This is a genomic window from Arenimonas sp. SCN 70-307 (genome assembly GCF_001724815.1).
Classification (GTDB): domain Bacteria; phylum Pseudomonadota; class Gammaproteobacteria; order Xanthomonadales; family Xanthomonadaceae; genus Arenimonas.
Window position 1 is genome coordinate 28606 of sequence record NZ_MEDO01000011.1, and the last position, 18227, is coordinate 46832.

General features: G+C 71.8%; 17 protein-coding genes and 2 pseudogenes. 5 read left to right on the forward strand and 14 right to left on the reverse strand.

Translation table 11 applies throughout. From position 1 onward, the window contains the following. Nucleotides 1–47: 47 nt before the first annotated feature. Entirely contained in the window at nucleotides 48–2186 is a 2139-nt protein-coding gene (gene glyS, locus ABS41_RS05435; RefSeq protein ID WP_290591682.1) for a glycine--tRNA ligase subunit beta, read from the reverse strand. Further along, on the reverse strand, nucleotides 2179–3093 hold the full coding sequence (gene glyQ / locus ABS41_RS05440; RefSeq protein ID WP_290591684.1) for a glycine--tRNA ligase subunit alpha: 915 nt from the start codon (nucleotides 3091–3093) through the stop codon (nucleotides 2179–2181). Before glyQ ends, glyS begins: the two co-directional genes overlap by 8 nt. A gap of 69 nt (nucleotides 3094–3162) precedes the next feature. On the opposite strand from glyQ, the gene ABS41_RS05445 reads away from it, so the two are divergent. Continuing rightward, entirely contained in the window at nucleotides 3163–3891 is a 729-nt protein-coding gene (locus ABS41_RS05445; protein WP_290591686.1) for a glutamine amidotransferase, read from the forward strand. A gap of 4 nt (nucleotides 3892–3895) precedes the next feature. After that, on the forward strand, nucleotides 3896–4819 hold the full coding sequence (locus tag ABS41_RS05450) for a hypothetical protein (RefSeq protein ID WP_290591688.1): 924 nt from the start codon (nucleotides 3896–3898) through the stop codon (nucleotides 4817–4819). 3 nt (nucleotides 4820–4822) lie between these two features. On the opposite strand, the gene ABS41_RS05455 is transcribed toward ABS41_RS05450, so the two are convergent. From ABS41_RS05455 to ABS41_RS05475, 5 genes and pseudogenes are all read right to left on the reverse strand, one after another. Continuing rightward, a complete protein-coding gene (locus ABS41_RS05455; protein WP_290591690.1) occupies nucleotides 4823–5518 on the reverse strand; it encodes an RDD family protein in 696 nt (231 codons plus the stop codon). A 1-nt stretch (nucleotide 5519) separates the two neighbouring features. Beyond that, nucleotides 5520–6227 (reverse strand): twin-arginine translocase subunit TatC, encoded by a 708-nt coding sequence (tatC, locus tag ABS41_RS05460; RefSeq protein ID WP_290591761.1) that lies wholly within the window; start codon nucleotides 6225–6227, stop codon nucleotides 5520–5522. Nucleotides 6228–6256: 29 nt separating this feature from the next. After that, a complete protein-coding gene (gene tatB / locus ABS41_RS05465; protein ID WP_290591693.1) occupies nucleotides 6257–6637 on the reverse strand; it encodes a Sec-independent protein translocase protein TatB in 381 nt (126 codons plus the stop codon). Nucleotides 6638–6666: 29 nt separating this feature from the next. Next, nucleotides 6667–6897 carry a Sec-independent protein translocase subunit TatA gene (gene tatA / locus ABS41_RS05470; RefSeq protein ID WP_290591695.1) on the reverse strand — a complete coding sequence of 77 codons (231 nt, stop codon included), beginning with the start codon at nucleotides 6895–6897 and terminating at the stop codon, nucleotides 6667–6669. Nucleotides 6898–6981: 84 nt separating this feature from the next. Further along, nucleotides 6982–7638, reverse strand: a pseudogene (locus ABS41_RS05475) (lipid-binding SYLF domain-containing protein); the annotation flags it as partial. Between the two features lie 140 nt (nucleotides 7639–7778). On the opposite strand from ABS41_RS05475, the gene hemH reads away from it, so the two are divergent. Both hemH and ABS41_RS05485 read left to right on the forward strand, forming a co-directional pair. Beyond that, nucleotides 7779–8786 carry a ferrochelatase gene (gene hemH, locus ABS41_RS05480; protein WP_290591697.1) on the forward strand — a complete coding sequence of 336 codons (1008 nt, stop codon included), beginning with the start codon at nucleotides 7779–7781 and terminating at the stop codon, nucleotides 8784–8786. Beyond that, nucleotides 8786–9628, forward strand: a complete 843-nt coding sequence (locus ABS41_RS05485; protein ID WP_290591699.1) for an alpha/beta hydrolase — start codon at nucleotides 8786–8788, stop codon at nucleotides 9626–9628. The genes hemH and ABS41_RS05485 overlap by 1 nt, the downstream gene beginning before the upstream one ends. Here ABS41_RS05485 and ABS41_RS05490 read toward each other — a convergent pair. From ABS41_RS05490 to ttcA, 4 genes are read right to left on the reverse strand one after another with little or no spacing between them, the layout of a single operon-like run. Continuing rightward, nucleotides 9625–10149: a hypothetical protein gene (locus ABS41_RS05490; RefSeq protein ID WP_290591701.1), complete on the reverse strand. Its 525-nt coding sequence runs from the start codon at nucleotides 10147–10149 to the stop codon at nucleotides 9625–9627. The two genes, ABS41_RS05485 and ABS41_RS05490, sit on opposite strands and share 4 nt — an antisense overlap. Nucleotides 10150–10170: 21 nt before the next feature. Beyond that, nucleotides 10171–10911, reverse strand: a complete 741-nt coding sequence (locus tag ABS41_RS05495) for a SprT family zinc-dependent metalloprotease (protein ID WP_290591703.1) — start codon at nucleotides 10909–10911, stop codon at nucleotides 10171–10173. Continuing rightward, nucleotides 10895–11806 (reverse strand): recombination-associated protein RdgC, encoded by a 912-nt coding sequence (locus ABS41_RS05500; RefSeq protein ID WP_290591705.1) that lies wholly within the window; start codon nucleotides 11804–11806, stop codon nucleotides 10895–10897. The genes ABS41_RS05495 and ABS41_RS05500 overlap by 17 nt, the downstream gene beginning before the upstream one ends. Further along, nucleotides 11806–12714 (reverse strand): tRNA 2-thiocytidine(32) synthetase TtcA, encoded by a 909-nt coding sequence (gene ttcA / locus ABS41_RS05505; protein ID WP_290591707.1) that lies wholly within the window; start codon nucleotides 12712–12714, stop codon nucleotides 11806–11808. The genes ABS41_RS05500 and ttcA overlap by 1 nt, the downstream gene beginning before the upstream one ends. A gap of 69 nt (nucleotides 12715–12783) precedes the next feature. On the opposite strand from ttcA, the gene ABS41_RS05510 reads away from it, so the two are divergent. Next, nucleotides 12784–12990, forward strand: a complete 207-nt coding sequence (locus tag ABS41_RS05510; protein ID WP_290591709.1) for a DUF465 domain-containing protein — start codon at nucleotides 12784–12786, stop codon at nucleotides 12988–12990. A 9-nt stretch (nucleotides 12991–12999) separates the two neighbouring features. Here the strand turns inward: ABS41_RS05510 and plsB are convergent. The 3 genes and pseudogenes from plsB to ABS41_RS05530 all read right to left on the reverse strand — a co-directional run bounded on the left by plsB (nucleotide 13000) and on the right by ABS41_RS05530 (nucleotide 18174). After that, nucleotides 13000–15650, reverse strand: a pseudogene (gene plsB / locus ABS41_RS05515) (glycerol-3-phosphate 1-O-acyltransferase PlsB). Between the two features lie 918 nt (nucleotides 15651–16568). Next, on the reverse strand, nucleotides 16569–17270 hold the full coding sequence (pyrF, locus tag ABS41_RS05525; protein WP_290591714.1) for an orotidine-5'-phosphate decarboxylase: 702 nt from the start codon (nucleotides 17268–17270) through the stop codon (nucleotides 16569–16571). A 4-nt stretch (nucleotides 17271–17274) separates the two neighbouring features. Next, nucleotides 17275–18174 (reverse strand): HAD family acid phosphatase, encoded by a 900-nt coding sequence (locus ABS41_RS05530; RefSeq protein ID WP_290591716.1) that lies wholly within the window; start codon nucleotides 18172–18174, stop codon nucleotides 17275–17277. Nucleotides 18175–18227 lie beyond the last annotated feature (53 nt).

An 18227-nucleotide genomic window follows, 5' to 3' on the forward strand; every position in this document is an offset into this window, starting at 1 on the left:
ACCCCGGCTCCGGGCCAGGCCCGAGAAGCCGGCGTGATGAAACGGTGTCAGCCAGCCGAGAGCTGTTCCACCGCCGCCACCGCCGCGAAGCGGTCGGCGATGAGCTTGAGCAGGGCCAGGCGGTTGTCGCGCACCGCCGGGTCTTCGGCCATCACCAGGGTGCGCTCGAAGAAGTTGTCCACCGGCAGCTGCAGGGCCGCGAGGCGCTTGAGCGTGGCCACGTAGTCGCGCTGGGCCAGCAGCGGGTCGGTGTCGGCCAGCGCGGCGGCCAGCGCGGCGTTGAGCGCCTGCTCGGCCGGCTCGGCCAGCTTCCGCGGGTCAACCTGCGCCGGGATCGGCGTTTCGACCTTGCGCAGGATGTTGCGGATGCGCTTGTTGGCGGCAGCCAGCGAGGACGCCTCGCGCAGGCGGGCGAACTCGGCGATGGCCTTCAGGCGCTTGTCGAAGTCCACCAGCGAGCCCGGGCGCACCTCGGCCACGGCGTCGAACTGCGTGGCCGGCACGCCCTGCTCGGCGTAGTAGCCGCGCAGGCGGTCGATGATGAACTCCTGCAGGTGGCTGCCGGAGAACATGTCTTCGGGCGTCGGCTTGCCGCCAGTGCCGGCGTCCGCACCGATCCGTTCGACATCCTTCCGGACGAGCCCGATGGCACGGTCGATCCACGGGAGCAGGTCGAGGTCCAGGCCGCCTTCGATGAGGGTGCGGGCCAGGCCCAGCGCGTTGCGGCGCAGGGCGAAGGGATCCTTGTTGCCGGTGGGCTTGAGGCCCGCGGCGAAACCACCGGCCAGCGTGTCCAGGCGCTCGGCGATGGCCAGCACGCGACCCAGCGGCGAGGGCGCGATGGCGTCGCCGGCGAAACGCGGCATGTAGGCCTCGTCGATGGCGGCGGCCACGGTGGGCAGCTCGCCCGCGGCGACGGCGTAGTAGCGGCCCGCGGTGCCCTGCAGCTCGGGGAACTCGCCCACCAGGCGGCTGAGCAGGTCGGCCTTGGCCAGGCTGGCGGCCCGGTCGGCATCGGCCGGCGCCACGCCGGCCGGGCTGGCCAGCTCCCGGGCGAGCGTCGCGACGCGCTGGCACTTGTCGTCGAGCGTACCCAGCTTCTGCTGGTAGGTGACGGTGCGCAGGCCCTGCGCCATCGCCGGCAGGCCCTGCTTGAGGTCCTCGTCGCAGAAGAAGGCGGCGTCGGCGAAGCGCGGGCGGATCACGCGCTCGTAGCCCTTGCGCACTTCGGCCGGGTCCTTGGACTCGATGTTGGCGATGCCGATGAACTTCTCGCTGAGCTTGCCCTCGGCGTCGAGCACCGGGAAGAACTTCTGGTTGGTTTCCATCGTCAGCACCAGCGCTTCCTGCGGTACGCGCAGGAACTCGCGCCCGAAGCTGCAGACGATGGCCTTGGGCCACTCGACCAGGCAGTTGACCTCCTCGAGCAGCGCCTCGGGCACGCGTGCCTGGCCGCCGGCTTCCTTCGCGGCGGCGGCGATCTCGGCGCGGATGCGCTGGCGGCGCTCGCGCGGATCGACCAGCACCTTCGCCTCGCGCAGGGCCTGCACGTATTCGCCGGCTTCGTTGAGCCACACGCCCTTGGCGTGGTGGAAGCGATGGCCGCGGCTCATGCGGTCGGACTTCAGGCCCAGTACCTCGCCGGGCGCCACGTCGCGGCCGAGCAGGATGACCAGCCAGTGCGCCGGGCGCACGAAGCTGATGTCGCGGTCGCCCCAGCGCATCGGCTTGGGCACCGGCAGCGCCTTGAGCGCCTCGGCGGTGATCTCGGCCAGCAGCTCGGCGGTGGCGGCACCCGGCCGCGAGGAGCGCGCCACGAAGCGCATGCCCTTGGCGTCGGTGACGCGGTCGAGCTTCTCCCACTCGATGCCGTTCTTCTGCGCGAAGCCCAGCAGGGCCGGGGTCGGCTTGCCCTCGGCGTCCAGGCCGATGTTGGTGTACGGGCCCGGCACCTCGCTGTGCTGCACGGGTTGCTGGGTGGCCACGGCCGGCAGGTACACGGCCAGGCGGCGCGGGCTGTAGAGCGGGCCGGCGGGCAGTTCGCCCGTGCCTTCGCGCACTTCGATGCGGCGCGCGGCCAGGCCCTTGAGCACGCCGTCGTGGAAGGCCTGGGCCAGCTCGGGCAGGGCCTTGGGCGGCAGCTCCTCGGTGCCCAGTTCGATCAGCAGCGGCAGGAAATCAGCCATTCGCGGCCTCCTTGGTCTTCTTCAGGCCCGGGAAGCCGAGCTTCTCGCGCTGGGCGTAATAGGCTTCGGCGACGGCGCGCGAGAGCGTGCGCACGCGCAGGATGTAGCGCTGGCGCTCGGTGACCGAGATCGCGCGGCGGGCGTCGAGCAGGTTGAACGAGTGCGAGGCCTTGCACACCTGCTCGTAGGCCGGCAGCGGCAGGCCGAGCTCGACGAGCTTGAGCGCCTCGCGCTCGCAGGCGTCGAAGCGGTGGAAGAGTTCCTCCACGTCGGCATGCTCGAAGTTGTAGGTGCTCTGCTCGACTTCGTTCTGGTGGTAGACGTCGCGGTAGTGCACCGGCGTGCCGTCGGGGCCGACCGTCCAGACCAGGTCGAAGACGTTGTCCACGTTCTGCAGGTACATGCACAGGCGCTCGAGGCCGTAGGTGATCTCGCCGGTCACCGGCTTGCACTCCAGGCCGCCGGCCTGCTGGAAGTAGGTGAACTGGGTCACTTCCATGCCGTTGAGCCAGACCTCCCAGCCCAGGCCCCAGGCGCCGAGCGTGGGCGATTCCCAGTTGTCCTCGACGAAGCGCAGGTCGTGCACCAGCGGGTCCACGCCGAGCGCCTTGAGCGAGCCGATGTAGAGCTCGAGGATGTCGTCGGGGTTGGGCTTGAGCACCACCTGGTACTGGTAGTAGCGCTGCAGGCGGTTGGGGTTCTCGCCGTAGCGGCCGTCGGTGGGGCGGCGGCAGGGCTGCACGTAGGCGGCGGCCCAGGGCTCGGGGCCGAGCGCGCGCAGGAAGGTGGCCGGATGGAAGGTGCCGGCGCCGACCTCGAGGTCGAGCGGCTGGATCAGGACGCAGCCCTGGTCGCCCCAGTACTGGTTGAGGCGCTGGATCAGCTCCTGGAAGGTGGGTGCGGTCATCGCGGTTTCGCCCTGCCTAAAGCGCGCTAGTATAGCCGCGGCCCGCGCCACCGCCCCTCCAGCGCCCGCATGAAACCCTTCCTGCTCATCGAAACCGGCGACCCGCTGCCCAGCCTGCGTCGCCATGGTGGCTTCGGCCACTGGATCCGCGTCGCCGCCGGCCTGCACGGCCGCGAGGTGCGCCATGCCCGCGTGCTCGACGGCGAGCCGCTCCCTTCCGCCGGGGGCCTGGCCGGCGTGCTGGTCTCGGGCTCGGGCGCGATGGTCACCGAGCGCCTGGACTGGTCCGAACGCACCGCCGCCTGGCTGCGCGAGGCCGCCGACGCGGGCCTGCCGCTGCTGGGCATCTGCTACGGCCACCAGCTGCTGGCCGACGCGCTCGGCGGCCAGGTGGACTACAACCCGCGCGGCCGCGAAATGGGCACGGTGGAGCTGGAGTTGGCCGACGCGGCCGCCACCGACCCGCTGTTCACCGGCCTGCCGTCCACGCTGCCGGCCCACGCCACCCACCTGCAGACCGTGCTGGCGCCGCCGCCGGGTGCGACGGTGCTGGCGCGTTCGTCGCTCGACGACTGCCAGGCCTTCCGCTGGGGCGAAGCCACCTGGGGCGTGCAGTTCCATCCCGAGTTCAGCACCGGCATGATGCGGGGGTACATCCACGGCCGCGCCGACGCGCTCGATCGCGAGGGCCTGTGCCACCGCAGCCTGCTCAAGGCGGTACGGCCGGCGCCGCTGGCCCGACGCGTGCTGCGCCGTTTCGTCCACCAGGCGCGCCGGCGCGCCCACCACGGAGCCTGACCGAATGACCCCGAACACCGTCGACATGGCCGCGCCCTTCCGCTGGCTGGCCCGCGCCTTCGACGTGGGCCGCCGCAATCCGAAGGCGCTGTTCGGCGCGCTCGCGCTGGTGCTGGCGGTGGTGTTCGCGCTCGCGATCGTGCAGACGGTCATGCAGGCCGGCGCGGCGGGCAACGTGACGGGCCTTGCGGTGGTGATGGCGCTGGGCACGGTGATCAGCTGGCTGGTGGTGCCTCCCCTGTTCGGCGGCATGTTCCGCGTGCTCGACGCGGTCGAACGCGGCCGTCCGGTGGTGTCCACGGACGTCTTCAACGCCTACGGGCAAGGGCAGGGCGGCAAGCGCCTGGTGCTGACCAACCTGGTTTATTCACTGGCCTACATGGCGGTGCTGGCGCTGTTCCTGCTGACCTCGCTGGGGCAGTTCTTCCGCGAGTACTTCACGATCATCATGGCCACGCCGGTGGGCGCCGAGCCGGACCAGGCGGCGCTGATCGCGCTGATGCAGGCCACGCCGCCGACGGCCTTCCTCTGGATGCCGGTGCTGGCGGTGGTGGTCGTCGCCTGGCTGCACGCGTCGATGCTGGCGCAGGCCACGGCGGCGCTGCGCGAGGCCAGCGTGGCCGAGTGCGTGGTGGCCGGGCTGCTGGCGATGCTGCGCAATGTCCTGCCGCTGCTGGTCTTCTCGCTGGCCATGACGATCGCCGGCTTCGTGCTGGTCCTGCTGCTGTTCCTGCTCGTCGGGCTGGTGATCGGGCTGCTGTCGCTGCTCAGCCCGCTGCTGGGCATGGTGGTGATCCTGCCCGTCATGGGCATCACGATGCTGGCGACCTACGCGCTGATGTTCGGCTTCTACTACCACGCCTGGCGCGGCATCTTCGACGACGAGCCCGAAGCGACCCCGGCGGTTCCGGGCGAAATCGCGGTCTGATCCCTACGCGGCGGCGCCCAGTACTTCCGCGAGGAGCAGGGCGTAGCTGGTGACGACGATGGCCACGGCGGCGGCCAGGGCGATGCCCTGGGCCCAGAGCCAGCGGCGGGCCCAGCGGGGCATCGGGTCGCCGGCGTCGGGGGCGAGCACGACGCGGGTGCCGGCGATGAGGTCGTGCAGGGCGCGGCGTTCCTTCGTCCAGCCGGCGAGGGCATGGCCCAGGTGCAGCATCAGCCAGGAGGGCACGCCGGCGACGAAGCGCAGCACCACCCGCCAGGGCGCCGGCCGGCCGCCGTCGAGGGCGGTGACGCGCAGGCCGGCCAGGCGCTTGCCGGGCGTGGCCTGCCAGCGCGAGGCCTCGAAACCGACGAACCACAGCGCCGAGAGCGCGAAGAGCACGGCGGCGGCAATCGCCAGGCCGTGCAGCCAGGTGGCCACCAGCGCCAGCACGCCCTCGCGCAGCACCGGGTCGCCGGACCAGGCGAGGAGCTGGCCCAGCGGGTCGGCCGCGTCGGCGCCGCCGGCGAGGGCGGCGTCCATCAGCTCGAAGAGCCGGAACTGCACTTGTTGCATCGCCGCGTCGGTGCCGGCGAGCACGCGTGCGCCGGTGCCCCAGAGCAGGGGCACCGAGACCGCCAGCGGCACCAGTACGTCGAGGCTGTAGGCCGCGTAGCGGCGCCAGAAGCCGGCCGGGCGCATCTCAGCCCGCGGCCGGCGCCGGCCGCTTGAGCAGGGCGCCGGCGATGATGCCCAGCTCGTAGAGCAGGCACATCGGGATGGCCAGCATCAGCTGCGAGATCACGTCCGGCGGCGTGATGATGGCCGCCAGGATGAACACGCCGACGATGACGTAGCCGCGCGCCTCGCGCAGCTGCGCCGGCGTCACCAGGCCCAGCAGCACCAGCACCACCACCGCCACCGGCAGCTCGAAGCTCAGGCCGAAGGCGAGGAAGATGACGAGCACGAAGTCGAGGTAGCGGCTGATGTCGGTCATCATCGCCACGCCCTCGGGCGTGATCGCAGTGAGGAAACCGAACACCGCCGGCAGCACCAGGAAGTAGGCGAAGGCGCAGCCGATGTAGAACAGCAGCACCGCCGCCACCAGCAGCGGCCGCGCCATGCGCTTTTCCTGCTGGTACAGGCCCGGCGCGACGAAGGCCCAGGCCTGGTAGATGAGCACGGGCATCGCCAGCATCACCGCGCAGAAGAAGGCCAGCTTCACCGGCGTGAAAAAGGGCGAGGCCACCTCGATGGCCACCAGCTGGCCGCCGGCCGGCAGCTTCGACAGCAGCGGCGCGGCCAGCTGGGCGTAGATGCGGTTGGCAAAGGGCATCAGCGCCGCGAACACCAGCAGCACCGCCACCACGCCCTTGAGCAGGCGCGAGCGCAGCTCGAGCAGGTGGCCCATCAGGGTTTCGGGCTGGCCGGGGCTGAAGCTCACGGCTTGGGCGCCTCGTCGGTCGGCGCGGGCGGCGCGGGCTCGGCCCCCACGGCCGGCGTGGTGGCCGCGTCCGGGGCGGGCCGGGGCGACTCGAGGTCGCGCAGGGCTTCGGCAGCGCTGCGGCTGGTGTCGTCGAGCTCGCGCCTGAGCTCATCGGCCTGCTTGCGCAGGTCGCGGGCCGGGTCGGAGATGGCCTTGCGCAGGTCCTCGTCGGCCAGCTCGCGCTCGAACTCGGACTTCACCGAATACCACTGCGCGCGCGCCTTGCGCACCCACAGCCCGGCAAAGCGTGCGGCCCGCGGCAGGCGCTCGGGGCCGAGCACCACCAGGGCGACCACGCCGATCACCAGCAGTTCGCTGAAGCTGAGGTCGAACATGCGCCGTCAGCCGCCCGCCGGGGCGGGGCTCAGGAGTCCTTGCGCTGGCTGTCGCTCGGCGACTCGCTGCGCGGCGCGTCCTGCTCGCGGCGCTCGTTGCCGAGCTGCTGCGGGGGCTCGTCGCCGTCCTTGAGGCCCTTCTTGAAGCCCTTGATGCCTTCGCCCAGGTCCTTGCCGATGTTGCCGAGCTTCTTGGTCCCGAAGACCAGCACGACCACCAGGAGGACGATGAGCCAGTGCCAGATGCTGAAGCTGCCCATGGTCGTAGTTCCGCGTGTCAGGAGGATGGGCGGAGTCTAGCGCAGCCGGGCCCCGGCCGCGCCGTCCATCCGTCACTGTTTGACGGTGTTTTCCTCGAGGCGGTCGCGGAAGTCGACCACGGTGGAGGGCGGGGGATTGGTGCGGCCCTCGAAGATCTGGCGCGGGGTGGTGTTCGGGCCGTAGACGCGCTGGTTGGCGGTGTGGTCCATGCGCAGCACGGTGCCGTCCAGGGCCACGCCGGCGAACAGGCCACGGGCGCGCGAATAGCTGTAGATCTCGGCCTTGAGCTGCTCGTCGGTGCTGGCCTGGGCGCTGCGGCCCACCGGGCCGGCGGCCACCGAGGCGTCGGCGCCGAGGGTGAACTTGCCGTTGACGATGTCCTGCACGCCGCGGGCCGAGCGGAAGACCAGGATCACGTCGGCCGACTGCACGCCGGCCTGGAAGCCGAAGCTGCCGCCGCCGAGCTTGATGTAGCTGGGGTTGGACCAGGTGCCGTCCGGGCTGCGCACCGAGATCAGGCCCTTGCCGCCGCGGCCGCCGATGACCAGGCCGGCCTTGACCACGTCGGGGATGACGGCGATGGCGTAGGCCTCGGAGAACAGCTTCTCGGGCACGGCCGTTTCGGGGATGCGCATGATCTCGCCCAGCACGCGGGCGGCGTCGGCGGCGCGGGACTCTTCCTTCTCGCCGGCCTGGGCCGGGGCGACGGGGGCGAGGGCCAGGGCGAGCGCGGCGAGCATCGGGGCCAGGAATCGGGTCATGGGGCAGTCTCCGTAAGGGCGCGTGGGCCCGAGTATGGCCGCGGGCAATGAACCGCGGGTGAGCCAATCCTTCACTTGCGCGATGATACGTTTACGGCAGCCGCCAAGGACAGGTCCGCATGAAGCGCTATCTCGATGCCCCCACGCCCAGCGGCCCGGGCCGCACCGCCCTGCTGGTGGTGAACCTGGGCACGCCCGACGCGCCCACCGCCGGCGCCGTGCGCCGTTACCTGGCGCAGTTCCTGCACGACCACCGCGTGGTCGAGCTCACGCGCTGGCTGTGGTGCCCGCTGCTGCACTTCATCATCCTGCCGCTGCGTTCGCCGCGGGTGGCGCGCAACTACGCCTCGATCTGGATGGACGAGGGCTCGCCGCTGCTGGTGCACTCGCGCCGGCTGGCCAAGGCCATGCAGCATGCCCTGCCCGACGTGCAGGTGCGCGTGGCCATGCGCTACGGCAACCCGTCCATCCCCGACGTGCTGCGCAGGCTGCAGGACGAGGGCATGGAGCGGCTGCTGGTGCTGCCGCTGTACCCGCAGTATTCGGCCAGCACCTCGGGTTCCGTGCTCGATGCGGTGGCGAAGGAGATCACCGGCTGGCGCCGCACGCCCGACCTGCGTTTCATCGCCGACTACCACGTCGACCCGGCCTGGCTCGACGCGCTCGAGGCCCGCGTGCGCGCGCACTGGGACCTGCACGGCCGCGCCGACCAGCTGGTGATGAGCTTCCACGGCCTGCCCAAGCGCTACGAAAAAGCCGGCGACCCGTATCCCCGCCAGTGCGAGGCGGGTGCGCGTGCCCTGGCCGCGCGACTGGGCCTGGGCGAGAAGGAGTGGCGGCTGACCTACCAGTCGCGCTTCGGCCGCGAGGAATGGCTGCAGCCCTACACCGACAAGAGCCTCGAGGCGATGGCGCGCGAAGGCGTGAAGACCGTGGACGTGATCTGCCCGGGCTTCGCCGCCGACTGCCTGGAGACCCTGGAGGAAATCGCCGTCGAGAACGACGAGGTCTTCCGCGGGGCCGGCGGCCAGGAGCTGCGCTACATCAGCGCGCTCAACGACGAACCCGGCCACGTGGCGGCGCTGTCGGCGCTGGCGCGGCGACACCTGCAGGGCTGGCCGCACTGATGCACGCGCTGCGCCTGGACACCGCCCGCGGCGCGCTGGCGGCGCTGCGCGGTGGCGATCCGTCGGGCCCGAAGCTGCTGTGCCTGCACGGCTGGCTCGACAACGCCGCCAGCTTCCAGCCGCTGATGCCCTGGCTGGCCGGGTTCGACGTGGTGGCGCTCGACCTGCCTGGCCACGGCCATTCCGACCACCGCCCGCCGGGCTGCGACTACGCCTTCGCCGACTGGCTGCACGACGTGCTCGATGCGCTTGACGCCCTGGGCTGGGACCAGGCCGACCTGCTGGGCCATTCCATGGGTGGCGCCATCGCCAGCTTCGTGGCCGCGGCCGCGCCGGCGCGGGTGCGGCGGCTGGCGCTGGTGGAAGCGCTGGGCCCGATTTCCGGCGACCCCGCCAGGGCCGGCGAGCGCCTGCGCGAGGCGGTGCGCGCGCGCCGTGCCAAGGCCGAGCGCCCCGCGCGCGTGATCGCCGACGTGGACACGGCCGTGGCCGCGCGCCTGGCCGTCACGAGCATGGCGCCGGAAGCGGCGCGGCTGATCGTCGAACGCAACCTGCGCAGCGTGCCGGGCGGTTTCGCCTGGCGCAGCGACCCGCGCCTGACCCTGCCGGGCCACGTGCGCATGGACGAAACCTCGGTGCAGGCCGTGCTGTCCGCCATCGAGGCGCCGGTGCTGGTGGTGGCGGCCGACCCGGCGCCGCCCTACTTCCCGCCCGAAGTGCGCACGGCGCGGCTGGCCTGCCTGCGCGAGGCGCGCGTGGTGGTGTTGCCCGGCAGCCACCACCTGCACATGGAGCAGCCCGGCGAGGTGGCGCCGCCGCTGCTCGACTTCCTGCGCGGCTAGTCGCCGGCCGGGCGCAAGCTCAGCGACACGGCGGTGCCGCCGTCGGCTTCGGCGGTGAAGGTGGCTTCCAGCAGGCGCGAATCCTTGCGCAGGCCCAGCGACCGCACCGGCGCCAGTTCGATCGCTTCGGCTTCCTGCCAGCCGCGCGTGCGCTGCGCGGCGCGGAACTCATCGAACAGCAGGCTGGCGCTGCGCGGGCTGCGCAGGCCCACCGACACGGCATCGCCCAGGGTGGTGTAGGCCTGTACGCGGGCATCGGCCGGCAGCTGCACATCGTCGGGGAAGCCTGGCGGCAGCGCCAGGTCGACGCCGCTGGTGGCGGTGTAGAGGCCGTCCTCGGTTTCGAGGGTGACGATGTGTTCGTCGTGGGCGGGTGCTTCGGCCGTGGGCGCCACGGGCTCGCCGGTGGCTTCGATGGCGCGCTCCACCAGGGCGCTGTTGCGCGCCTCGTCGCGCCCGCAGGCGGTGGCCAGCAGGGCGGGCAGCAGCAGGGCCGGCAGGAGGGAGACGCGGTGGGCCACGGCGGGCTCCCCGGAGGGGGTTCAACGGGTCAAACGCGCCAGTGTCGATTTCAAGGCCAGCCCCTCGCCGCGCAGGTAGTCGCGCTCGTCGCGCCAGCCGGGCCAGCGCGCCTCGACCTCGCGCCAGAAGCGGCGCGAGTGGTCGGCGTGCACCAGGTGGCACAGCTCGTGCACCAGCACGTACTCGAAGGCGGCCGGGCGGCCGAGCACGAGCGCCAGGTCGAGTGAGACCGCGTCGGAGGGGCTGAGCGAGCCCCAGAGCGAACTCAGCGGGCGGATGCGCAGGGCCATCGGCGTGCGCGGCAGGCCGGGCAGGTAGCGCGGCAGCCAGGCGCCGAGGTCGGTGCGGGCCTGCTGCAGGTAGAACTCGCGCAGCGCAGCGCGGGCGCGGGCGTCGTCGGCGCCTGCCGGCAGCTGCAGCTCGATGCCGTGCTCGCCGAGGGCGGCGCGGGCGTAGCGGCCTTCGCGCCACTGCACCGGCACGTCCTGGCCGCGCAGCGGCAGCGGCCCGGTCCAGTCGCGGCCGAAGCGTGGCGCGTCGTCGTGGCGCTGGCGCGCGAGCTGCGCGGCCAGCCAGTCGCGGTGCTCGTGCAGGAAAGCCTCGGCGCCGCGCACCGAGGCCACCAGCGGCAGCGTCAGCCGAGCGCCCTTGTCCGAGACGATCAGCCGCAGCCGGCGCGCACGCCGGTCGCGCACCCAGCGCACCGGCACCTCGCGGCCGTCGGCCAGCGCCAGCGGGCGGATTTCAGGCGTCGGCAGCACTGAACTTCAGCGCGCCGTCGAGCACGGCGAACAGCCGCTTGAGCTCGCCGGCCATCAGCGCATAGCGGGCGTCGAGCTCGGCGTGCACGCCGTCGGTTTCGGTGCCCTCGAGCTGGTCGACGGCGCCGTCGAGGAACTTGAGCTTGCGGATGACGAGGTCTTCGCCGAGCACGAAGCCGACGTGGTCGTCGAGCACCAGGGCCAGGCGCGTGGCCTGCTTGCCGGCCTCGAGGTGGCGGCGGATTTCCTCGGCCTGCAGCTCGTGGCGGCTGCAGCGCACCACGCCGCCGCCGTCCACGGGATCCTTGAGCTCGCACTCGTCGCCCAGGCTCAGGCCGCCGGGCAGCGGTTCGCCGGCCAGCCAGCCGGTCATCAGCGCGCGCACCGAGGTCTCGGCGTTGAGAGGCAGGGCCGGGAAGCTGCCCAGGGCGTGGCGCAGCTCGGACACGAGGTTCTCGGCGGTCTTGCGCGAGCTGGTGTCCACGGCGATGAAGCCGTGCTCGAGGTCGAGCGTGGCGCTGCAGCGCACCGGGCGCACGAAGGCGCGCGGCAGCAGCTCCATCACCACGTCTTCCTTCAGGCGCTTGCGGGCGCGGCCGCCCAGGCGCCGGCCTTCCTTCTCCTCGATCTCGGCCAGCTTGCGGCCCAGCTGGTCGTTGACCACGGCCGAGGGCAGCAGGCGGTCCTCGCCGCCGAGCGTGACCCAGATGGCGTCGCCGATGCGGTGGCTCATCAGCTGGGCGTCGCGGCCCATCGGCGGGATGAAGCCGCGCGACATCAGCTCGCTGGGGCCCACCGGCTTGAGCCGGCACTCCTCCAGGCGGGCGTCGAGGTCATCGAGGGTCTTGCCAAGGGACGTCGGGAAGCGGAAGAACGTGAGGTTGCGAAAGAACATCAAAACTCCGGGAGGGGGGAAGCCTCGTCGCCGGCCAGCCAGGCATGCGCATCGGGCAGCGGCGCATCGCCGAGGCGGCCGAGCGAGAGGAAATCGAACAGTTTGGTGTCGGCCAGCTGCGAGGGGCGCACGTCGGCCAGGGCTCGGGCGATGGTGTCGACGCGGCCGGGGAACTCGCGGTCCCAGGCGGCCAGCATGCGGCCGACCTGCTTGCGCTGCAGGTTTTCCTGCGAGCCGCAGAGCGTGCAGGGGATGATCGGGAACTGTTTCCAGTCGGCGTAGGCGACGAGGTCCGCCTCGCGGCAGGTGGCCAGCGGGCGGATCACCACGTGCTCGCCGTCGTCGCTGCGCAGCTTGGGCGGCATGGACGCCAGCTTGGCGTGGAAGAACAGGTTCATGAAGAACGTGGCCACCAGGTCGTCGCGGTGGTGGCCCAGCGCGATCTTGGTGAAGCCCTGTTCCCTGGCGTGCGTGTAGAGCGCGCCGCGGCGCATGCGCGAGCACAGCGAGCACAGGGTCTTGCCCTCGGGCACCACGCGCTTGACCACCGAATAGGTGTCCTGCTCGAGGATGGTGAAGGGCACGCCGATCGAGCGCAGGTATTCGGGCAGCACGTGTTCGGGGAAGCCGGGCTGCTTCTGGTCGAGGTTCACCGCCACCAGCTCGAAGCGCACCGGCGCCTTCTTCTGCAGCTGCAGCAGGATGTCGAGCATCGTGTAGCTGTCCTTGCCGCCGGACAGGCAGACCATCACCTTGTCGCCGTCCTCGATCATTCCGTAGTCGGCGATGGCCTGGCCCACCTGGCGGCGCAGGCGCTTGGCCAGCTTGGCGCGCTCGTGCGCCTGCTTGCGCGGGTCGGCGGGCGCGGCGGGTCGGATCGGCAGCGGGTCGTTGAGGACGAGGGTCATGGGCGTTGCCGGAAGCAGATGCGGCATTTTACGCCTTGGGAGTAAGCTGGTGGGGAACCGGGAGCACGCATGGCCACCGAAGACCCTTCCCGCATCGCCGCGCAGCTGGTCGAGCTGCGGGTCGAGCACCGCGACCTGGACCAGGCCATCAGCCGCCTGTCTCAGGACCGCGAGGCCGACGAGCTCACGCTCAAGCGCCTGAAGAAGCGCAAGCTGCGCATCAAGGACATGATCACCGCGCTCGAGAGCCGGCTCATCCCCGACCTCGACGCCTGAACCGCCGGCTCAGGCCGGCCGTTCGCCCGCGCCGGCCTTGGCCACCTTGCTCACCGCCTCGGGCGAGAGCTTGGCGATGGTGTGGCGCAGGTCGCGGCCCAGCACCACCTTGGCGTCCTTCTCCCAGGCCATCAGCGGCTCGTCGAAGTCGAGCTTGCCGTTTTCGGCGATCCAGACCAGCTTCATCTCGCGCAGCTTCTGGATGAAGCCGCGGAAGAGCGTCTTGTCGAAGAACTCCGGCGCCGCCGGCGCATAGAGCAGGCTCAGGCGCTGGGCGGTGAGCTGGCAGAGCGTCTCGAGCTCGCCCGAGCTGAGCGTGCGCGGGCCGTTCTTGACCAGGGTGGTGATGGCGATGAAGTAGCGCTCGAAGGCCTGCTGCAGGCTGTGCGAGATGGCGCGCAGGCGGAAGACCTCGTCGGTCTGGCCCGGGCCGCGCGAGATGTAGCCGCCGTCGTCCTCGCTGGCCACCGAGAGCAGGCCCTCGGCCACGAACAGGTCGATGGTGGCGCCGAGGCGCTCGGCGAAGCCGTCGGCGTCCCAGGGCAGGAACAGCTCCTCCTGCACGAACGGGTAGATCGTGCGGCCCAGGCGCAGCAGGCCGGCGCGGCTCATGCGGCGGTTGTTCTGGAAGCACAGCGCCACCCAGGCCGCGGCCGCGAACAGGTGCAGCACGTTGTTGCGGAAGTAGCTCTGCAGCACCGCCGTCTCGCCCTCGACGCTGAGCACGGCGCCGAGCGGATGGTCGGTGCGGGTGAGCACGCCGATCTTCTCGCCGTAGGCGACGATCTCGGCCGGCTCGAGCTCGGTGACGGTGACGCGGTCGGAGTAGGGCAGCGCCGCCAGCAGCTTCTTGTACAGCGCCAGCTGGGCCAGCAGGTCGGCCTCCGACATCGCGTGCTTGGGCGTGGCCAGCAGGGCCAGGGCCAGCAGGTTCACCGGGTTCACGTCGGCGGCGCGGTTGATGTTGACCTGGATGCGGTTGGCGATGTCCTCGACCGCGTCGTTGAGCCAGGCCGGCTTTTCATCCGGTTCGGCGGCGTTGCGCTCGCGCCAGTCCGGCGCGTGGTGCTCGAGCACCTTGTCCAGGAAGATCGGCTCGCCGAAGTTCACCGCCACCTTGCCGTAGTGCTGGCGCAGGATGCCGGCCGCGGCCTTGAGCAGGGCCCAGATGGTTTCCTTTTCCTTGGGCTGGCCGGTGAGCTCGTCGAGGTAGCTCTTGCCCTCGATCAGCTTCTCGTAGCCGATGTACACCGGCTGGAACACCACTGGCCGGCGCGGCGCGCGCAGGAAGGCCTTGAGCGTCATCACGATCATGCCGCCCTTGGGCGGCAGCAGGCGGCCGGTGCGCGAGCGGCCGCCCTCGATGAAGTACTCGAGCGAGAAGCCCTCGCCCACCAGCTGGGCCACGTATTCGCCCAGCACCGCGGCGTAGAGCGCGTTGCCCTTGATCGAGCGGCGGATGAAGAAGGCGCCGCCGCGGCGCAGGATCGGGCCGATGACCGGCATGTTGAGGTTCACGCCCGCCACGATGTGCGGCGGCACGATGCCGCGGCTGTAGAGCAGGTAGCTCAGCAGCAGGTAGTCCATGTGGCTGCGGTGGCAGGGCACGTAGATCACCTCGTGCCCGGGCGCGACCTGCTTGAGCGTGTCGATGTGGTGGACGTTGAGGCCGTCGTAGATGCGGTTCCAGAAGCCGGTGAGCGCGAACGAGGCCGAGCGCACCACCGGGTTGGAATAGTCGGCGGCGATCTCCCAGGCGAAGCCGTGCGCCTTCTTCCAGGCGTCGAGGTACTCGGTGCCGTCGCGGCGGGCCTGGTCGGTGATGGCCTTGCGCACCGGCTCGGCGTCGAGCACGCGGTCGACCAGCAGGCGGCGCGTGGACAGGTCGGGGCCGATGACGGCGGTGCGGATGCGCCGGAAGTGCGCGCGCAGCACCCGGCTGACCTTGCGCACCTGGCGCTCGTGCGGGATGTCCTCGCCGAGGATCTCCCACACGCGCACGCTGGGCGAGAACTGCACCACCGTGTCGCGGCCGTTGAGCAGGATGGCCAGCAGGCGGCGGAAGCGGCCCACCAGCGCCCAGTTCTCCGAGAAAAGCACCGAGAACCAGCCGGACTGCCGGGCCGGCGCGCGGCCGACGAAGATCGACACCGGCACCAGCTGCACGTCCTGGTCCGGATACAGGCGGTGCGCCATCAGCAGGCGCGAGAGCGCGTCGGAGTGGCTGCGGTTGCGCGGCCGGCCGAACAGCCCGGCGCGGCGGCGGCTGAGCGCCACGTAGGCGCGCTTGCGGCCCAGCGGGTCGCCCGGCAGCGCCGCCAGCGGCGAGGGCAGGCCGGCTTCGCGGCAGGCACGGTCGAGGATGAGCGTGTTCGACAGCCCGTAGTTCTCGATCACGTAGCAGACCGGCCGGTCGAGCGCGAACGGCGGCACCACCGGCTCGCGCTTGATCTGGATCCAGGGCCTGAGCAGCGCCTCCATCATCCGCGCCCACAGCGGCGGGCGCGTGGTGGCGGGACGGAAGGCGGGCGCCGGCGGCGGCGTGGGCGTGGCGTCCATCGGCGGGCGGCTCAGTTGGCGGCGGCGTCCGCGGCCGGGGCGGCCGGCGTCACGGCGGTGGCGTTGGCGGCCTCGGCCAGCTCGGCTTCGGCCTGGGCGATGGCGTCGGCGTCGTACCAGCCCTCGCCGACCCGCTGCAGGCGGGCTTCGAAGGCCACGTCGCGGCCCAGCAGCGGGTAGGTGACCCGCACCGTGGCCTGGTCGCCTTGGGTGGAAAGCAGCTCGGCGCGCACGCCGTCGAGCGAAGCGTCGAGGTCCAGGCCATAGGCCTTGGACGCCTGCTTGAGGCCGGCCAGGGCGATGCCGCCCTTCTCCAGCGCCTCGGTATAGCCCAGGGCGCGGGCCTGCTCGAGGGTGGGCAGGTCGAGTTCGTGGGCGGTGGCGCTGAGCGCGGCGATGGCCTGGCGGGCGCGGGCGCGGTCGGTGATCAGGGCCGGCTGGGCCCAGTCGAGCAGGGCGTTGGCGACGGCGCGGCCGTGGGACTTCTGGGCGGCGGCCAGTTCGGTGTTGGCCTCGATGGCGGCGCTCAGGAAGATCGAGGCGGTGGCCTGCATCAGCGGCCACTGGCCGGCGACCTCGGCTTCGAACTGGGCCAGCTTGGGCTCGAGGTCGCGCATCAGGGCGGCTTCGGCGTCCGGCGCGGTGAGGCGGGCCATGAGTTCGGCGTATTCGCGGGCGTCCTCGGGGTCGGCGGGCTCGGCGGCGGCGACGCGCTGCTCCCACAGGGCCTCGCTGCGGGCCTGCAGCTCGGGCGGGAGGCTCAGCTTCGACCAGCGCACCAGGTCGTTGTCGCGCAGGGCCTGGGCCTGGGCCTGCACCGCGGCGACCGGGTCGCCGGGCACGGTGGACAGGTCGGCGTCCGGCTCGCGGCGACAGCCGGCCAGGACGAGCGCGGTCAGCAGCAGGGCGGCCAGGGCCCGGAAGGCGGGTTTGCGGATCATGCGGTGTCGGGACCGGGGATGCGGGCGATGAATCTAGCAGATCGGAGCTTTACGGCCCGTTTGCCGGGCCGGCCGGGCTCAGCCGGCCAGGGCCCGGGCGATCTGGGCCTGGATCTGCTCGGCCGCCGCCACCGGGTCGGCGGCCTGGCGGATGGGGCGGCCCACCACGATGTAGTCGGCGCCGTTGGCAAAGGCCTGGGGCACGTCCACGGTGCGCTTCTGGTCGTCGCCGGCGGGGCCGGCCGGGCGGATGCCGGGGCAGACCACCAGGAAGCCGGGGCCGGTGGCCTGGCGGATCAGGCCGGCTTCCTGGCCGGAGGCAATGACGCCGTCGCAGCCGGCCGCGCGGGCGGCCAGGGCGCGTTCAACCACCACCTCCGAAGGCTCACGATCGATGCCCAATTGGCGAAGATCGCTGCGGTCCATCGAAGTGAGCACCGTCACCGCCAGGATTCGAATGTCGCCCTTCTCCTGCGAAGCAGCCTCCATCATGCCGTGATGTTGGCCGTGGATGGTGCAAAACGAGACCGGGTAGCGGCGCAGGCCGCGGATGGTGGCGGCCACGGTGGCCGGCACGTCGTGGAACTTCAGGTCCACGAACACCTGCTTGCCGCGGGCGGCCAGGTCCTCGAGCACGCGGAAGTAGTCGCCGCTGGTGAGCAGCTCCATGCCGATCTTGTAGAACTGCACCGACTCGCCCAGGCGCCCGACCCAGGTGCGGGCTTCGGCGGCGGTGGGCACGTCGAGGGCGAAGATCAGGCGGTCGCGGGGCGCGCTCATGGGCTTACTCGGCGTAGTCGAGGGCGTCGTACTTCATGCGCCGGCGCTCGGCCTCGGGCAGGCTCCAGGCGTTGTTGAACAGGGCTGGCTCCCAGCTGCCGTAGGTCGGGTTGGGCAGCACCCACCAGCGCTCGCCGAACCAGCCCAGGTAGGGCTCGAGCGCGGCCATGCGGCCGGCGGGGTTGTTGGCCTCGATGGTGACCATGTCGCCGATCTGGTCGCCGAACTGCATCAGCACGCGGTGGGTGCGGCCGACCAGCTGGCGGCGGCAGCCCTTCTCGGTGCCGATCTGCTCGCAGCCCTCGACGAAGTGGCCCAGGCCCAGGAACCGGGTGTTGTCGTCCACCGGGAAGCCGGCCGCGCGCAGGTTGGCCAGGGTGGGCTCGTCCAGGTGCACGGCGCGGTTGGAGACGTAGAAGAGGGTGACGCCGCGGGCGGCGGCGGCACGGGCGAACTCGAGCGCGCCGGGGATGGGCTTGGCCTTCTCCTCGCGCACCCAGGCGTCCCAGGTCGTTTCTTCGTAGAAGCCACCGTCGCGCAGCAGGCGGGCCTGGTAGGGCGAGTTGTCGAGCACGGTTTCGTCGATGTCGAAAATCACCGCCGGCGGCAGGCCGTCGGGCGGATTGGCGCGCTCGGAGGGAACCAGCGCGTCCCAGTCCGGGGTCTTGATGGCGCGGTCGAGCTGGGCCAGTGCGGCGCGGTAGGTCTGGCCGGTGGCGAGGCGGTATTCCTCGGCGGCCTGCATCCAGGCCAGGGCATTGAGATTGTCGTGCGCGGCCGGGCTTTCGACGGCCGGGGCCGCGGCGGGCTGCGGCGCGGCCTCGGGCGCCACCCGCGGCGCAGGCGCGCTCTGGCAGCCGGCCAGGGCCAGCACCAGGGCGGAAACAAGAAGGGAACGTCGCATCTGCCAACCTCCAACAAGCCGGCCGCGCAGTTTAGGCCAAGAAACGGGGTCAG

Coding starts and splice junctions, on each gene's coding strand:
- tatA (WP_290591695.1), bottom strand. CDS start 6,897: ATGGGCAGCTTCAGCATCTGGCACTGGCTCATCGTCCTCCTGGTGGTC.
- ABS41_RS05450 (WP_290591688.1), top strand. CDS start 3,896: ATGACCCCGAACACCGTCGACATGGCCGCGCCCTTCCGCTGGCTGGCC.
- ABS41_RS05455 (WP_290591690.1), bottom strand. CDS start 5,518: ATGCGCCCGGCCGGCTTCTGGCGCCGCTACGCGGCCTACAGCCTCGAC.
- glyS (WP_290591682.1), bottom strand. CDS start 2,186: ATGGCTGATTTCCTGCCGCTGCTGATCGAACTGGGCACCGAGGAGCTG.
- tatB (WP_290591693.1), bottom strand. CDS start 6,637: ATGTTCGACCTCAGCTTCAGCGAACTGCTGGTGATCGGCGTGGTCGCC.
- ttcA (WP_290591707.1), bottom strand. CDS start 12,714: ATGACCCTCGTCCTCAACGACCCGCTGCCGATCCGACCCGCCGCGCCC.
- ABS41_RS05510 (WP_290591709.1), top strand. CDS start 12,784: ATGGCCACCGAAGACCCTTCCCGCATCGCCGCGCAGCTGGTCGAGCTG.
- glyQ (WP_290591684.1), bottom strand. CDS start 3,093: ATGACCGCACCCACCTTCCAGGAGCTGATCCAGCGCCTCAACCAGTAC.
- ABS41_RS05500 (WP_290591705.1), bottom strand. CDS start 11,806: ATGTTCTTTCGCAACCTCACGTTCTTCCGCTTCCCGACGTCCCTTGGC.
- ABS41_RS05530 (WP_290591716.1), bottom strand. CDS start 18,174: ATGCGACGTTCCCTTCTTGTTTCCGCCCTGGTGCTGGCCCTGGCCGGC.
- ABS41_RS05445 (WP_290591686.1), top strand. CDS start 3,163: ATGAAACCCTTCCTGCTCATCGAAACCGGCGACCCGCTGCCCAGCCTG.
- hemH (WP_290591697.1), top strand. CDS start 7,779: ATGAAGCGCTATCTCGATGCCCCCACGCCCAGCGGCCCGGGCCGCACC.
- ABS41_RS05485 (WP_290591699.1), top strand. CDS start 8,786: ATGCACGCGCTGCGCCTGGACACCGCCCGCGGCGCGCTGGCGGCGCTG.
- tatC (WP_290591761.1), bottom strand. CDS start 6,227: ATGGGCCACCTGCTCGAGCTGCGCTCGCGCCTGCTCAAGGGCGTGGTG.
- pyrF (WP_290591714.1), bottom strand. CDS start 17,270: ATGAGCGCGCCCCGCGACCGCCTGATCTTCGCCCTCGACGTGCCCACC.